Here is a 15,828-nt window from a genome sequence, read left to right as displayed (position 1 = left end):
TCCGTCGTGCCGGAGCCACCGTCCTGCCGGCTCCGCTCGCTCCTGCCGTACCGCCCGACCTGCCGGGCCCGCTCGACGTACCCGCCCGGACTACCCCGACCCGGCACCAGCCCCCGCTCCCGCCCCGGCCCCGGTCCCTGGACCCGGCGTCGGACCCGGACCCGGACCCGGCCCCGGGCCGGGACCCGGTCCGGAGAGGGAGGGCTCCAGGACGTCCCAGACCTCGGTGACGAGGGCGGCGGGGCCGGCCGGGTCGGTGGCCGGCACCACGGCGGGGGCGCCGGCGAGGAGGGCGACGGCGAGGCGGGCGAGGAGTTCGGGAGGGTGGGAGGTGGTGACGGAGCCGTCCTGCCGCCCCTTGCGGACGAGGAGGGCCACGACGCCGCAGAGGTTGGCGAGGTGGACGGGGGTGGTGCCCTCGGCGCGGGCGGCGTCCAGGACCAGACGGAGGCCGGCGGCGAAGGGGAGGTCCTCGTACACGCGGTGGGCGAGGCCGACGAGCAGGGTGCGCAGGGCCGGCAGGGCCGCGTCCGTCTCCTCCGCCTCGCGGACGGCGGCGGCGAGGGTGTCGGCCCAGGCGGACTCGAAGGAGCGGGTCAGCTCGCCGGCGAGGTCGGCCTTGGACGAGAAGTGTCCGTAGAGGGCCCCCTTGGTCAGCCCGGTGCGGGCCGTGATGTCGGCGAGGTTCGTCCCCGCGAAACCGTGCAGGGCGAACTCGGCGGCTGCCGCGCCGATCACCAGGTCATAGGTCATGCGGGCCCTGTCCTGTTGCCTCACCGGGCGACCACCTTCCGTTTGCCGTCCACCGGTCCGTCGCGTTCCGTGACGGATGCTCAGAAAATACCTTCCAGACCGAATCTTTTTCTACTCGCATCAGTACCGCCACTCAAGGAGCACGCGTCATGACCGTCGTCGAGACCGCCGTAGCCGGGGCCGCGCAGGCCGCGAACCCCGCGTCCCCGGCCGCCGGGCACCTCTACGCCGCCGCCGCGCGGCACGCCGAGGAGTCGGAGCGCGCCGGCCGGCTCCACCCCGAGGTCGTCGCGGCGATGACCGCCGCGGGCCTGACCCGGCACTTCGTGCCGCGGAGATGGGGCGGGGCGGCCGGGACCTTCGCCGCCGTCGTCGACGCGGCCGCCGGGGTGGGATCGGCCTGCGCGTCGGCGGCCTGGTGCGCCGTGCTGTTCGCCGCCCACGCCCGCCTCGCCGCGCACCTCCCGGCCGAGGGGCAGCGGGAGCTGTGGGGCGACTCGCCCGACACGCGGATCGCGGCGGCGGTCGTGCCGCCGGCGGGCCGGCTCGTCCGGGCGCCCGGCGGCTGGACCCTGACGGGGGAGTGGGCCTTCGCGAGCGGGGTCGAGCACGCCGAGTGGGTCCTGCTCGCCTCCCTGGACCACACCGACCCCGGGGCCCCCGCCTACCGGGTCCTCGCGGTGCCGCGCGAGCACGTCCTGATCCGCGAGACCTGGGACGCGGTCGGCCTGCGGGCCTCGGGCAGCCACAGCGTCTCGGTCGACGGGGTGTACGTGCCGGAGCACCGCACCTTCCTGCGGGAGACCCTGCTCACCGGGGTGCCCGACGTGGACGCGGCGCCCTGCCACCGGGTGCCGTACCAGCTGGTCGCCGCGCTCCTGTTCGCCGCTCCGGCGCTCGGCGCGGCCCGGGGCGCGCTGGAGGCGTGGACGGTCCTGGTGGGGCTGCGCCGCCTTCCCGACGGGACCCCGTTGACGGGGGACCCGGCGGTGCAGCAGACCCTGGCCCGCTGCTCGGCCGAGATCGACGCGGCGCGCCTGATGCTGGAGACGGCCGCCGCGCGCGCCGACCACCCGGCCGCCGGGCTGATGGACGCCGCACTCAACCAGCGCGACGCGGCCGTCGCCGTCGACCTCCTCGCCGGCGCCGTGGAGCGGCTGATGCGCACCGGTGGCGCCCGCGGCCTGATCGCGGGCGGCGGCCTGGAGCGCGCCTGGCGCGACATCCACGCCGTGGCCGCCCACGCCGCCCTCCAGCCGGCCCCGGCCGCCGCCGCCTACGCGGCGACCGTCTTCCCGTCCCAGCGCTGATCCCGCGCCGCGCCGCGCCGCCGGGCCGGGCGTGGCCGGGCGGGGCGGGAGCCGGCCCCGCGGGTGACGGGCGCGGCCGCTCCGGGGAAAGTAAAGCAAGCACGCTTGATTGTTTCTGGCGTCGCTGCCATGCTCCTCGCGAAGGCCCGTGAACGCCCGTCCCCGAGGGGAGCGCACCGTGTCCGACCCCGTCGTCGTCCTCGACGACCTGCGCGACGAGAGCGAAGAACTCGACGCTCTGGTCAGCGCGTTGACCGAGGAAGAGTGGGGTGCGCCGACCCCCGCGCCCGGCTGGACGATCGCCCACCAGATCGCGCACCTGGCCTGGACCGACCGCGCCGCCCTCCTCGCCGCGACCGACGAGGAGGCGTTCGCCGCCGAGACCGAGAAGGCGCTCGCCGCCCCCGACCGGTTCGTCGACGAGGGCACCCAGGAGGGCGCGAAGCTGCCGCCCGCCACGCTCCTCGCCCACTGGCGGCAGGGCCGGGAGCTCCTCCAGGACGCCCTGCGCGCGGTCGCCCCCGGCGCCCGGTTCCCCTGGTACGGGCCGCCGATGAGCGCGCCCGCGATGGCCACGGCCCGGCTGATGGAGACCTGGGCGCACGGACAGGACGTCGCCGACGCCCTCGGGGCCGTCCGGGTGCCCACCGCCCGGCTCCGGCACGTCGCCTGGATCGGCGTCCGGGCCCGCGACTACGCCTACCTGGTCCGGGGCGTCCCGGCGCCCGCCGAGCCCTTCCGGGTCGAACTCGCCGCGCCCGACGGGACGTCGTGGGCGTACGGCCCCGAGGGCGCGGCCCAGCGGGTCACCGGCCCCGCCCTCGACTTCTGCCTCCTCGTCACCCAGCGCGTCCACCGGGCCGACACCGCGCTGGTCGCGGACGGGCCCGACGCCGACCGGTGGCTGGACATCGCCCAGGCGTTCGCGGGACCCGCCGGTACCGGCCGCGCCCCCCGGGAGGCGTAGTGGTGCTCCGCATCGGCAACGCCTCCGGCTTCTACGGCGACCGCTTCGACGCGGTCCGCGAGATGCTCACCGGCGGCGAACTCGACGTGCTCACCGGCGACTACCTCGCCGAACTGACCATGCTGATCCTCGGCCGCGACCAGCTGAAGGACCCGGCGGCCGGATACGCCAGGACCTTCCTGCGGCAGATGGAGGAGGGGCTCGGCCTCGCCCACGACCGGGGCGTGCGGATCGTCGCCAACGCCGGCGGCCTGAACCCGGCCGGACTCGCCGACGCGCTCCGCGCGCTCGCCGCGAAGCTCGGCCTGCCGACCCGCGTCGCGCACGTCGAGGGCGACCGGCTCGCCCCGGCCGACGGCGCGCTGACCTCGAACGCCTACCTCGGCGGCGCCGGGATCGCCGCCTGCCTCGCCGCCGGGGCCGACGTCGTCGTCACCGGCCGGGTCACCGACGCCGCCCTCGTCACCGGACCCGCGCAGTGGCGGTTCGGCTGGGGCCCGGAGGAGTACGACGAGCTGGCGGGGGCCGTCGTCGCCGGGCACGTCCTCGAATGCGGCACCCAGGCCACCGGCGGCAACTACGCCTTCTTCGCGGAGCTCGACCCGAAGGTCCTGCGCCGCCCCGGCTTCCCCGTCGCCGAGATCCACGCCGACGGCTCGTCCGTCGTCACCAAGCACCCCGGCACCGGCGGCCTCGTCGACATCGGCACGGTCACCGCCCAGCTCCTCTACGAGACCGGCGGCGCCCGCTACGCCGGCCCCGACACGACCGCCCGCCTCGACACCGTGCGGCTCACCCAGGAGGGCCCCGACCGGGTCCGGATCGACGGCGTGCGGGGCGAGGCGCCGCCCCCGGCCCTCAAGGTCGGCCGCAGCAGGCTCGGCGGCTTCCGCAACGAGGTCGTGTTCGTCCTCACCGGCCTGGACGTCGAGGCGAAGGCGCGGCTGGTGCGCGACCAGGTCGAGGACGCGCTGACCGGCTCCCGGCCGGCGTCCGTGCGCTGGGAGCTCTCCCGCACCGACCGCCCCGACGCTCCCACCGAGGAGACCGCGAGCGCCCTGCTCCGCCTCGTCGTCCGCGACCCCGCCCCCGAGCCCGTCGGACGCGCCCTCACCGGCGCCGCCATCGAACTCGCCCTCGCCAGCTACCCCGGCTTCCACGTGACCGCCCCGCCCGGCAAGGGCGCCCCCTACGGCGTCTTCGAGGCCGCGTACGTGCCCGCCGCCGAGGTCCCGCACACCGCGGTCCTGCCCGACGGCACCCGCCGGGCCGTCCCCGCCCCGGCACGGACGCTCGACCTGGCGCCCGTGCCCGACCCCGAGCTTCCGCCGCCGCCGCCGGAAGGGCCCGTGCGGCGGGCGCCCCTCGGCCGGATCGCCGGGGCCCGCAGCGGCGACAAGGGCGGCGACGCCAACGTCGGCGTCTGGGTCCGCACCGAGGCGGAGTGGCGGTGGCTCGCCCACACCCTCACCGTCGAGCGGTTCCGCGCCCTGCTGCCGGAGACCGCGGGGACGGCCGTGACCCGGCACGTCCTGCCGAACCTCAGGGCCCTCAACTTCACCGTCGCCGGGATCCTCGGCGAGGGCGTGGCCTCCCAGGCCCGCTTCGACCCCCAGGCCAAGGCGCTCGGCGAGTGGCTCCGCTCCCGTGAACTCGACGTACCGGAGGACCTGTTGACCGCCGTACCGGAGACCCGCCCGCCCGGCGGACCCGCCGGGCCCGAGACCGGCCGGCCCGACGGCCGCGCCGCCGCACCGGAGAACCCGACGGAGGGACCCCAGTGACCGTGCTCGCCTCCGCCCTCGACACCGGCGGACCCGACTACGCGGAACACCGCGCCGCGATGCTCGACAGACTGACCGCCCTGGAGGCCGAGCACGCCAAGGCCCTCGCCGGCGGCGGCGAGAAGTACACCGCCCGGCACCGCGGCCGCGGCAAGCTGCTCGCCCGCGAGCGGATCGAGCTGCTCCTCGACCCCGACACCCCCTTCCTGGAACTGTCGCCGCTCGCCGCCTGGGGCAGCGACTACACCGTGGGCGCCTCGCTGATCACCGGGATCGGGACCGTCGAGGGCGTCGAGTGCCTGATCACCGCCAACGACCCGACCGTGCGCGGCGGCGCCTCCAACCCGTGGACGCTGAAGAAGGCCCTGCGGGCGAACGAGATCGCGTACGCCAACCGGCTCCCCGTCGTCTCCCTCGTCGAGTCCGGCGGCGCCGACCTCCCCTCCCAGAAGGAGATCTTCATCCCCGGCGGGGCGCTCTTCCGGGACCTCACCCGCCTCTCCGCCGCAGGCATCCCGACCGTCGCGGTCGTCTTCGGCAACTCGACGGCCGGCGGCGCCTACGTCCCCGGCATGTCCGACCACGCCGTGATGATCAAGGAGCGGTCGAAGGTCTTCCTCGGCGGCCCGCCGCTGGTGAAGATGGCGACGGGCGAGGAGAGCGACGACGAGTCCCTCGGCGGCGCCGCCATGCACGCCCGCACCTCGGGCCTCGCCGACCACTACGCCGTCGACGAGGCCGACGCCCTGCGCCAGGCCCGCCGGATCGTCGCCCGCCTCAACCACCGCAAGGCGCACCCCGACCCGCTGCCCGCGGCGCCGCCGAAGTACGACGAGGAGGAGCTCCTCGGGATCGTCCCCGGCGACCTCAAGACCCCGTTCGACCCGCGCGAGGTGATCGCCCGGATCGTCGACGGCTCCGACTTCGACGAGTTCAAGCCGCTGTACGGGCCGTCGCTCGTGACGGGCTGGGCGAGCCTCCACGGCCACCCCGTCGGCATCCTCGCCAACGCGCAGGGCGTCCTCTTCTCCGCCGAGTCGCAGAAGGCCGCCCAGTTCATCCAGCTGGCGAACCAGCGGGACATCCCCCTAATCTTCCTCCACAACACCACCGGCTACATGGTCGGCAGGGAGTACGAGCAGGGCGGCATCATCAAGCACGGCGCGATGATGATCAACGCGGTCTCCAACTCCCGCGTCCCCCACCTCTCCGTCCTCATGGGCGCGAGCTACGGCGCCGGCCACTACGGCATGTGCGGCCGGGCCTACGACCCGCGGTTCCTCTTCGCCTGGCCCAGCGCCAAGTCCGCGGTCATGGGCCCGCAGCAGCTCGCCGGCGTCCTGTCCATCGTCGCCCGCGCCTCCGCCGCCGCGAAGGGGCAGCCGTACGACGACGAGGCCGACGCCGGGCTCCGCGCCCTCGTCGAGGCCCAGATCGAGTCCGAGTCCCTGCCGATGTTCCTCTCCGGCCGTCTCTACGACGACGGGGTCATCGACCCCCGCGACACCCGCACGGTCCTCGGGCTGTGCCTCTCCGCGATCCACACGGCACCGGTCGAGGGCGCCCGCGGCGGCTTCGGCGTCTTCCGAATGTGAGGCCTCAGATGATTTCGACCGTACTGGTCGCGAACCGGGGCGAGATCGCCTGCCGTGTCTTCCGCACCTGCCGCGAACTGGGCGTCTCCACCGTCGCCGTGTACTCCGACGCGGACGCCGGCGCCCTGCACGTCCGGGAGGCCGACGCGGCGGTGCGGCTGCCGGGCGCCGCGCCCTCCGAGACGTACCTGCGCGGCGACCTGGTCGTGGCGGCGGCGCTCGCCGCCGGCGCGGACGCCGTCCACCCCGGCTACGGCTTCCTGTCCGAGAACGCCGCCTTCGCGCGGGCGGTGACCGACGCCGGACTGGTCTGGATCGGCCCGCCGCCCGAGGCCATCGAGGCGATGGCGTCCAAGACCCGCGCCAAGGAACTCCTCGGCATCCGGCCGCTGTCCGAGGTCACCGAGGACGACCTGCCCGTCCTGGTGAAGGCGGCGGCGGGCGGCGGCGGCCGCGGCATGCGGATCGTCCGCGCGCTCGACGCGCTGGACGAGGAGCTGAGGGCCGCGTCGGCGGAGGCCGAGAGCGCCTTCGGGGACGGCGAGGTGTTCGTCGAGCCGTACGTGGAGAACGGGCGGCACGTCGAGGTGCAACTCCTCTGCGACACCCACGGCACCGTCTGGGCGCTCGGCACCCGCGACTGCTCGCTCCAGCGCCGCCACCAGAAGGTCATCGAGGAGGCCCCGGCGCCCGGACTGCCCGCCGCCCTGGAGGCGTCCCTCCTGGACACCGCCGTCCGCGCGGCGAAGGCCGTCGGCTACACCGGCGCGGGCACCGTCGAGTTCCTCGTCGCCGACGGCCGGGCGCACTTCCTGGAGATGAACACCCGCCTCCAGGTGGAGCACCCGGTGACCGAGGAGGTGTACGGCGTCGACCTCGTCGCCCTCCAGCTCGCCGTCGCCGAGGGCCGGGCCCTGCCCCCCGAGCCCCCGGCCCCCCGGGGCCACGCGATCGAGGCCCGCCTCTACGCGGAGGACCCCGCGCGGGAGTGGGCGCCGCAGACCGGCGTCCTGCACCGCTTCGACGTCCCCGCGGAGGGCAGGGTGCGCCTCGACACCGGATACGCCTCCGGCGACGCCGTGGGCGTCCACTACGACCCGATGCTCGCCAAGGTGATCGTCCACGCCCCCACCCGGGCCGAGGCGGCCCGCAAGCTCGCCCACGTCCTGGAGCGGACCCGCGTCCACGGCCCCGTCACCAACCGCGACCTCCTCGTCGCCTCGCTGCGCCACCCGGAGTACACCGCCCCGGAGGTCCTCGACACCGGCTTCTGCGGACGGAACCTGCCCGGGCTCACCGCCGCCCCGGCCGGCGAGGCGCACGCGGCGGTCGCCGCCGCCCTCTCCGCCGCGGCCGCCGGCGCGGGCCGCTTCGGCGGCGGCTGGCGCAACCTCCGCTCGCAGGACGAGACGAGGACCTACGGGGAACACGAGGTCCGCTACCGGCCGGTCAGGGGCGGCGGCCACGAGGTCACCTCCCCGGCGGGGGTACGGGCCGTCTCCGCGTCCCCCGGCCGCGTCCGGCTCGAAGTCGACGGCGTCGTACGGGACTACGCCGTCGACTCCTACGGCGACGGCACCGTCCACGTCGGCCCGCACCGGCTCACCGTCCGCCCCCGCTTCACCGACCCGAGCGAACAGACCGCCCCCGGCTCCCTGCTCGCCCCCATGCCCGGCACCGTCGTGCGGGTGGCGGACGGCCTCGCCGTCGGCGACCGGGTCACCGCCGGACAGCCCCTGCTCTGGCTGGAGGCCATGAAGATGGAGCACCGCGTCACCGCTCCCGCCTCCGGCACGCTCACCGCGCTCCACGCCGTCCCCGGCCGCCAGGTCGAGGTCGGCGCCCTGCTCGCCGTCGTACAGACCGAGGCACTGGAGGAAGACCCCGTATGAGCACCGACATCGAGACGCAGGAACACGCCGCGCTGCGGGCCGCCGTCTCCGCCCTCGGCCGCCGCCACGGCCCCGGCTTCGACCGGGCCGCACTGTGGGCGGAGGCCGGGAAGCTCGGCTACCTGGGGGTGAACCTGCCCGAGGAGTACGGCGGCGGGGGCGGCGGCATCGCCGAACTGTCCCTCGTCCTGGAGGAGGCGGGCGCCGCCGGCGCCCCGCTCCTGATGATGGTCGTCTCGCCGGCGATCTGCGGCACCGTGATCGCCCGCTTCGGCACGCCGGAGCAGAAGCGGGCCTGGCTCCCCGGTCTCGCCGACGGCAGCCGGACGATGGCCTTCGGCATCACCGAGCCCGACGCCGGGTCCAACTCCCACCGCATCACCACCACCGCCACCCGCACCGAGGACGGCTGGGTCCTGAACGGGCGCAAGGTCTTCGTGTCGGGTGTCGACATCGCCGACGCCACCCTGATCGTCGGCCGCACCTCCGACGCCCGCACGGGCAGCCTCAAGCCGTGCCTGTTCATCGTCCCGCGCGACACCCCGGGCTTCGGCCGCCGCCACATCGAGATGGAACTCGCCGCCGACGAGAAGCAGTTCGAGCTCACCCTCGACGACGTCCACCTCCCGGCGGACGCCCTGGTCGGCGACGAGGACGCGGGCCTCCTCCAGCTCTTCGCGGGCCTCAACCCCGAGCGGATCATGACCGCCGCCTTCGCGATCGGCATGGGCCGCCACGCCCTGGAGAAGGCCGTCGCCTACGCCAGGGAGCGCCAGGTCTGGAAGGCCCCCATCGGCGCCCACCAGGCCATCGCCCACCCCCTGGCCCAGGCGCACATCGAGCTCGAACTCGCCCGCCTGATGATGCAGAAGGCCGCCCGGCTCTACGACGCCGGCGACGACATCGGCGCCGGGGAGGCCGCCAACATGGCCAAGTACGCGGCCGCCGAGGCATGCGTCCGCGCGGTCGACACCTCCGTCCACACCCTCGGCGGCAACGGCCTCACCCGCGAGTTCGGCCTCGCCCGTCTCGTCACCGCCGCCCGCGTCGCCCGCATCGCCCCCGTCAGCCGCGAGATGATCCTCAACTACGTCTCCACCCACACCCTCGGCCTCCCCAAGTCCTACTGACCGGACCACCCCCACGGAGCCCCGAGGGGCGGCCCCGTGGGGGCGTCACATCCCATCTCGGCCAATTCCACCTCCGGTTGTGAAGGACGCGTGTACGATCCCTCCATTTCGCTCACATGTGGGCGCCTGAACAGGGGAGACGTACGTGTACCAGCAGCCCAGCCCGTACCAGGGACCGCCGTCGTGGACACCGCCGCGCCGCTGGTGGCAGCATCCCGCGCTGATCATCACCCTGCTGGTGCTCTTCCCGCCGGCGGGCATAGCCCTGGCCTGGCTGAGCCGATGGACCGGCCGGACCAAGATCGTGGTCACCGTCGTGTCGGCGCTGTGGTTCCTCGCCGTCCTCGTCAGCGACGACCCGAAGGAGAACGGTGCGGACGACCCCAGACCGGCCACGACCGCCACCGCCTCCGCCACCCCGACGACCACCGCGCCGACGACGCCCCCGGCCACCACCGAGGCGCCCACACCCACCCCGGAGCCGACCACCGAGGCCCCGACGACCGAGGCCCCCGCCCCGACCACCCAGGCCCCCACCACCCGGGCCCCGGAGCCGACGCACACCACGCCGAAGCCCGTGAAGCCGAGGCCCGCCCAGACGACCCGGCCGGCGGAGACCGCCGAGCCGGAGCCCGAGGTGTACTACGCCAACTGCACCGAGGTCCGCGCCGCGGGAGCCGCCCCCATCCACCGTGGGGACCCCGGCTACAGCAGCCGTCTCGACCGCGACGGCGACGGGGTCGCCTGCGAAAGGTGAACCACCGCGCCGGAAACCATGCAGGCATGCTTGATTGATTCCGGGAGGGCTGACAGGGTCTCCCCACGTTCCGCACACGGCAGTGATCCTGGCGTCCGCCTTTCCTCGCTCCAGGGGGTCAACGCATGGTGTTCCACAGCGCGTACGAGGCCGTTCCCACCCTCTCCCTGCCCATCCACGACGCCGTGCTCGGCGGAGCCGCCGGGCACGGCGACGCACCCGCCCTCATCGACGGCACCGGCGGGGAGGGGGCGCTGACCCTCACCTACGCCCAGGTCGACGCCTTCCACCGGCGGGTGGCCGCCGGCCTGGCCGGGGCGGGGCTGCGCAAGGGCGACGTGCTCGCCCTGCACAGCCCCAACACCGTGCTCTTCCCCATCGCGTTCTACGCGGCGACCCGGGCCGGCGCGGCCGTCACCACCGTCCACCCGCTCGCCACGGCCGAGGAGTTCGCCAGGCAGCTCCGCGACTCGGCCGCCCGGTGGATCGTGACCGTCTCGCCGCTGCTCCCCGCCGCCCGCGCCGCCGCCGCACTCGCCGGCGGCGTCGAGGAGATATTCGTCTGCGACCAGGCGCCCGAGGAGGAGGACGTGCGGTCGCTGCAGTCCTTCCTCGGCGGCACCGGGCCCGTACCGGAGATCGCCGTCGACCCCGACGAGGACGTCGCGGCCCTGCCGTACTCCTCCGGCACCACCGGCGTCCCCAAGGGCGTGATGCTCACCCACACGTCCATCGCCACCAACCTGGCCCAGCTGGAACCCTTCGTCCCCATGGGCCCCGGCGACCGCATCCTCGCCGTCCTGCCGTTCTTCCACATCTACGGGCTGACGGCCCTCATGAACGCCCCGCTCCGCCGCGGCGCCACCGTCGTCGTCCTGCCCCGCTTCGAACTCGACACCTTCCTCGCCGCCATCCAGAACCACCGCATCGACGGCCTCTACGTCGCCCCGCCGATCGTCCTCGCCCTCGCCAAGCACCCCGCCGTCGCCGACTACGACCTGTCGTCCCTGCGGTACGTCGTCAGCGCCGCCGCCCCGCTCGACGCCGCCCTCGCCGAGGCGTGCTCCACCCGGCTCGGACTCCCGCCGGTCCGCCAGGCGTACGGCATGACCGAGCTCTCGCCGGGCACCCACGTCGTCCCCCTGGACGCCGAGGACGCGCCGCCCGGGACCGTCGGCCGCCTCCTGCCCTCCACCGAGATGCGCATCCTCTCCCTCGACGACCCGTCCCGGGACGCGGCCCCCGGCGAGGACGGCGAGGTCGCCATCCGCGGACCCCAGGTGATGAAGGGCTACCTCGGCCGGCCCGACGCCACCGCCGCCATGATCGACGCCGACGGCTGGGTGCACACCGGCGACGTCGGACGCGTCGACGAGAACGGCTGGCTGTTCGTCGTCGACCGCGTCAAGGAACTCATCAAGTACAAGGGCTTCCAGGTCGCCCCCGCCGAACTCGAAGCCCTCCTCCTCACCCACGACGGCATCGCCGACGCCGCCGTCATCGGCGTCACCGACGACGACGGCACCGAGATCCCCAAGGCGTTCGTCGTCCGCCAGCCCGCAGCCGCCGGACTCACCGCCGAGGAGGTCCTCGCCCACGTCGCCGCGCGGGTCGCCCCGTACAAGAAGGTCCGCGCCGTCGAGTTCGTCGACACCGTTCCCCGGGCAGCGTCCGGGAAGATCCTCCGCAGAGAGTTGAGGGACCGCGCATGACCCTGGTGACCATCGGAGAGGAGCGGGGCATCACCACCCTCGCCCTGAACTCCCCCGACACCCGCAACGCACTCTCCGCCCCCCTCGTCGCCGAACTCGCCGACGCGCTCACCGCCTGCGGCAAGGACCCCGCCGTCCGCGCCGTCGTCCTCACCCACGCCGGCACCACCTTCAGCGCCGGCGCCGACCTGAAGGCACCGCCCAGCCCGTACGCCTTCGTCGACCTGCTCCGGCAGATCGTCGAACTGCCGAAACCGGTCGTCGCCCACGTCCGCCCCGGCGGCCACGCCCGGGCCGGCGGCCTCGGTCTGCTCGGCGCGGCCGACATCGTGCTCGCCGGCGAGGGCGCCGACTTCGCCCTCACCGAGGTCCGCATCGGCGTCGCCCCCGCCGTCATCTCCCTGACCCTGCTGCCCCGGCTGGAACCGCGCGCCGCCGCCCGCCACTACCTGACCGGCGAGCGGTTCGGCGTCCCCGAGGCCGTCGCCATGGGCCTCGTCACCGCCCCCGACACCGACCTCGACACCGTCCTGGACGCCCTGCGCGCCGGCTCCCCCCAGGGACTGCGGGAGGCGAAACGACTGGTCACCGCTAGAGTCCTGGAGACCTTCGAACGCGACGCGGAGGACCTGGTGCAGAGGTCGGCCACGCTCTTCGCCTCCGCCGAGGCACGCGAAGGGATGACGGCCTTCCTCGAACGACGGGACCCCGCATGGCGGCTCTGACCGCACCCAAGCCGGACCGGAACCCCAAGCAGGACAGGAGCCGCGCCACCCGGCAGCGGCTCCTGGAAGCGGCCGTGGCCTGCCTGGCCGAGCACGGCTGGGCCGGCTCCACCGTCTCCGTCGTCGCGGAACGGGCCGGCGTCTCCCGGGGCGCCGCCCAGCACCACTTCCCGACCCGCGAGGACCTCTTCACCGCCGCCGTCGAGTACGTCGCCGAGGAACGCTCCCACGCCCTGCGCGCCCTGCCGTCCCGGGACCGCAAGGAGGCCGTCGCCGCCCTCGTCGACCTCTACACCGGCCCCCTCTTCCGGGCCGCCCTGCACCTCTGGGTGGCCGCCACCGACGAGGAGCAGCTCCGCGCCCGGGTCACCGAGCTGGAGGCCCGCGTCGGCCGCGAGTCGCACCGCATCGCGGTCGAGGTGCTCGGCGCCGACGAGTCCCTCCCCGGCGTCCGCGAGACCGTCCAGGGCCTCCTGGACATGGCCCGCGGCCTCGGCCTCGCCACCCTCCTCACGGACGACCGCGCCCGCCGGGAGCGCGTGGTGTCCCAGTGGGCGCGGCTGATCGAGGAGGCCCTCGGCGGCTGACCCGCCGCCCGGCACGGCCGGTCAGACCCCCGGGATCGCGCGCGCCCGGAAGGCGTCCCGCACCGCGTCCGCCGCCGCCGCGCCGTACATCCGCCGCGCCGTCGCGACCGTGGTGAGCGCCGCGGCGGAGAAGTCGGTGTCCGGCGCGAAGCCGAACTGGGCGTTCACGATGATCCGGTCGGCCGTCCGCGCCCCGAGCCGGCCCCGGATGTCGAACAGCGCCCGGGACCAGATCTCGCCGTCGGCGTGGACCTCGCCCTCGCGGTCCGCGTACGTCTTCGAGGAGTCGGTCCGGCGCAGACAGTGCGGGGCCGCGCTGTATCCGGTCGAGTCCCAGTCGGCCACGCACGCCTGCTCGGCCTTCATCGGCCAGCCGTAGGCCGCGACCGCGTGCGTGCCGACGGCCACCGCCAGGTAGTCGCCGAACGCCTCGCCGATCGCCCCCGCCTCCGGGGACGAGCCGAAGCCCGGCACCTGCGCCTCGTGCACCGCGTGGCCGTACTCGTGGACGATGACCTCAGCGTCCTCGGCGTCGTCCACCCCGCCCTTGCCGAAGCGGATCTCGTCCTTCTTGTCGGTGAAGAAGGAGTTGTCGGCGCCCCACTGGTTGAGCCGCACCGGCTGGACGCGGTCGTTCGCGCCCCGCAGCTCGGTGCCGAAGCCGAGGCCCTGGAGGTACTCCTGCGCCTCGTTGACCCAGAAGTACGCCATGACCTGCTCGAAGCCGTCGTCGGACCGGTCGTACCCGCCGGCGTCGGCGAGCGCCGCGGGCCGGCCCGTCTCGGAGCGGACGGCCACCCACTTCCCCGACAGGCCGCCGCCCGCGTCCAGGTTGCGCAGGGTGACCGTGGCGTACGCGGAGGCCGGCACGTCGCCCGCCGCGTCCTTGTGGTCGGCGAGGGACTGGTCGCCCGAGGACTGGACCGGGTTCACCATGAAGACCCGGGCCCGGGGCGGTGCGGCGGCCGAGGCGCCCGAGGACGGAAGCAGGGCCGCGGCGGCCGTACCGGCGACGGCGACCGCGGCGACCAGGCCACGAGAGGTGCGGCGGGTCATGGACATCCTCCTGCGTAGGGCGGCTGAGACGAGAAGCTTGGCGTGTACTCGCCACGCGTGGCGGCGATCTTCGCGTACCCCCGCCGCTTTGACCAGACCCCCGGACGACCCCCGCGCACGTGACCCGGACCACATCCCTCCGCGCCCCGCCGCAGTACTCTGTTCGCATGCCTACGCTCGTACGCCGTCGCCACGTGGACTTCGTCCGCGTCACGAGCATGAGCTGTCGCCGCTCCGCCTGACCCCACGGCACCGGGGCACCACACCCGCCCCCGCCCACCGGGTCCCCTCGTCAGAGCCCCCAGCCGACCGGCACCCGCGGCCCCCGCCCCACCCCCAGGCGGCCGCCCCGGGCACCCCGTAGACCCCGCGGACGCATCCCATGACGCACAGCTCGTACTCCCCGACCCGCACCCCCCGGGCCGCGGGCCCCTACGCCTCCCAGCTCCCCATCGTCGACCTCGCCGCCGCCGACCGCGGCCCCCAGGCCCGCAAGCTGCTCCACGCCCAGCTGCACTCGGCCGCCCACGACGTCGGCTTCTTCCAGCTCGTCGGACACGGCGTCACCGAGGCCGAGACCCGGGCCCTCACCTCCGCCATGCGCGCCTTCTTCGCGCTGCCCGAGGCCGACCGGCTCGCCCTCGACAACATCCACTCCCCGCACTTCCGCGGCTACACCCGCATCGGTGACGAGCGCACCGCGGGCGCCCGCGACTGGCGCGACCAGCTCGACATCGGCGCCGAGCGCCCCGCCCACGTCCCCGCCCCCTGGGAAGCGCCCTACTGGTGGCTCGAAGGCCCCAACCAGTGGCCCGCCGCCCTCCCCGAGCTGCGCACCGCCGCCCTGCACTGGATCGACCGCCTCAGCGGCGTCGCCGAGCGCCTCCTCCACGAACTCCTCGCCTCCATCGGCGCGCCCGTGGACTTCTACGACGACATCTTCGGCCCCCGCGCCCACCCGCACCTCAAGCTGGTGCGCTACCCCGGCAGCAGCGGCGAGGGCGACGACCAGGGCGTCGGCGCCCACAAGGACTACGGCTTCCTCACCCTGCTCCTCCAGGACCAGGTCGGCGGCCTCCAGGTCCAGCGCGAGGACGGCGAGTTCCACGACGTCCCGCCGCTGCCCGGCGCCTTCGTCGTCAACCTCGGCGAACTCCTGGAGGTCGCCACCGACGGCTACCTCGTCGCCACCAACCACCGGGTGGTCTCCCCGCCCGGGGCCACGGAGCGCTACTCCGTCCCGTTCTTCTACAACCCGCGGCTCGACGCCCGCATCGCCCCGCTCGACTTCCCGTACGCGGACCGGGCCCCGGGCGTCACCGTCGACCCGGCCAACCCGCTCTTCGCCGAATACGGCCGCAACGAGCTCAAGGGCAAGCTCCGCGCCCACCCGTCGGTGGCCGCCCGCCACCACGCGGAGCTCCTGCTCCACTCCGAGGGGCGGCCGGCCCAGCTGGTCTAGCGCACGTCGGGGGGGGGGGGGGGGGGGGGGGGGGGGGGGGGGGGGGGTGGAGGGGGGGGGGGGGGGGGGGGGGGGGGGGGGGGGGGGGGGGGGGGGGG

At 75.1% G+C, this 15,828-nt stretch carries 13 protein-coding genes; 11 read left to right on the top strand and 2 right to left on the bottom strand.

The features are described from left to right. Positions 1–90 precede the first annotated feature (90 nt). A complete protein-coding gene (locus ACZ60W_RS24770) occupies positions 91–753 on the bottom strand; it encodes a TetR family transcriptional regulator (RefSeq protein ID WP_469757559.1) in 663 nt (220 codons plus the stop codon). Positions 754–902: 149 nt separating this feature from the next. Between ACZ60W_RS24770 and ACZ60W_RS24765 the strand changes: the two genes are divergently transcribed. The 10 genes from ACZ60W_RS24765 (at position 903) to ACZ60W_RS24720 (ending at position 13,212) form a co-directional block, all read left to right on the top strand. Beyond that, positions 903–2,063, top strand: coding sequence for an acyl-CoA dehydrogenase family protein (locus ACZ60W_RS24765; protein ID WP_469757558.1), 1,161 nt, complete (start codon positions 903–905; stop codon positions 2,061–2,063). Positions 2,064–2,241: 178 nt separating this feature from the next. Continuing rightward, entirely contained in the window at positions 2,242–3,030 is a 789-nt protein-coding gene (locus ACZ60W_RS24760) for a TIGR03084 family metal-binding protein (RefSeq protein ID WP_469757557.1), read from the top strand. After that, positions 3,030–4,814, top strand: coding sequence for an acyclic terpene utilization AtuA family protein (locus ACZ60W_RS24755; protein ID WP_469757556.1), 1,785 nt, complete (start codon positions 3,030–3,032; stop codon positions 4,812–4,814). Before ACZ60W_RS24760 ends, ACZ60W_RS24755 begins: the two co-directional genes overlap by 1 nt. Continuing rightward, on the top strand, positions 4,811–6,409 hold the full coding sequence (locus tag ACZ60W_RS24750; RefSeq protein WP_469757555.1) for an acyl-CoA carboxylase subunit beta: 1,599 nt from the start codon (positions 4,811–4,813) through the stop codon (positions 6,407–6,409). The genes ACZ60W_RS24755 and ACZ60W_RS24750 overlap by 4 nt, the downstream gene beginning before the upstream one ends. An 8-nt stretch (positions 6,410–6,417) precedes the next feature. Beyond that, on the top strand, positions 6,418–8,301 hold the full coding sequence (locus ACZ60W_RS24745) for an acetyl/propionyl/methylcrotonyl-CoA carboxylase subunit alpha (protein ID WP_469757554.1): 1,884 nt from the start codon (positions 6,418–6,420) through the stop codon (positions 8,299–8,301). Further along, positions 8,298–9,431 (top strand): acyl-CoA dehydrogenase family protein, encoded by a 1,134-nt coding sequence (locus ACZ60W_RS24740; RefSeq protein ID WP_469757553.1) that lies wholly within the window; start codon positions 8,298–8,300, stop codon positions 9,429–9,431. The genes ACZ60W_RS24745 and ACZ60W_RS24740 overlap by 4 nt, the downstream gene beginning before the upstream one ends. 145 nt (positions 9,432–9,576) lie before the next feature. Further along, on the top strand, positions 9,577–10,188 hold the full coding sequence (locus ACZ60W_RS24735; RefSeq protein ID WP_469757552.1) for an excalibur calcium-binding domain-containing protein: 612 nt from the start codon (positions 9,577–9,579) through the stop codon (positions 10,186–10,188). A 125-nt stretch (positions 10,189–10,313) separates the two neighbouring features. Further along, a complete protein-coding gene (locus ACZ60W_RS24730; RefSeq protein WP_469757551.1) occupies positions 10,314–11,900 on the top strand; it encodes an AMP-binding protein in 1,587 nt (528 codons plus the stop codon). Then, positions 11,897–12,625, top strand: coding sequence for an enoyl-CoA hydratase family protein (locus tag ACZ60W_RS24725; protein WP_469757550.1), 729 nt, complete (start codon positions 11,897–11,899; stop codon positions 12,623–12,625). The genes ACZ60W_RS24730 and ACZ60W_RS24725 overlap by 4 nt, the downstream gene beginning before the upstream one ends. Beyond that, positions 12,613–13,212, top strand: a complete 600-nt coding sequence (locus ACZ60W_RS24720; protein WP_469757549.1) for a TetR/AcrR family transcriptional regulator — start codon at positions 12,613–12,615, stop codon at positions 13,210–13,212. Before ACZ60W_RS24725 ends, ACZ60W_RS24720 begins: the two co-directional genes overlap by 13 nt. A gap of 21 nt (positions 13,213–13,233) precedes the next feature. Here the strand turns inward: ACZ60W_RS24720 and ACZ60W_RS24715 are convergent, their stop codons facing one another. After that, on the bottom strand, positions 13,234–14,268 hold the full coding sequence (locus ACZ60W_RS24715; RefSeq protein WP_469757548.1) for a M4 family metallopeptidase: 1,035 nt from the start codon (positions 14,266–14,268) through the stop codon (positions 13,234–13,236). Positions 14,269–14,650: 382 nt separating this feature from the next. Here ACZ60W_RS24715 and ACZ60W_RS24710 point away from each other — a divergent pair, with 382 nt between their 5' ends. Continuing rightward, positions 14,651–15,730, top strand: a complete 1,080-nt coding sequence (locus ACZ60W_RS24710) for an isopenicillin N synthase family dioxygenase (protein WP_469757547.1) — start codon at positions 14,651–14,653, stop codon at positions 15,728–15,730. Positions 15,731–15,828: the final 98 nt, after the last annotated feature.

The organism is Streptomyces sp. NPDC104202, assembly GCF_055584185.1.
The sequence above is the reverse complement of the archived record's forward strand: the minus strand, read 5'-3'. Positions and strand labels throughout refer to the sequence as shown.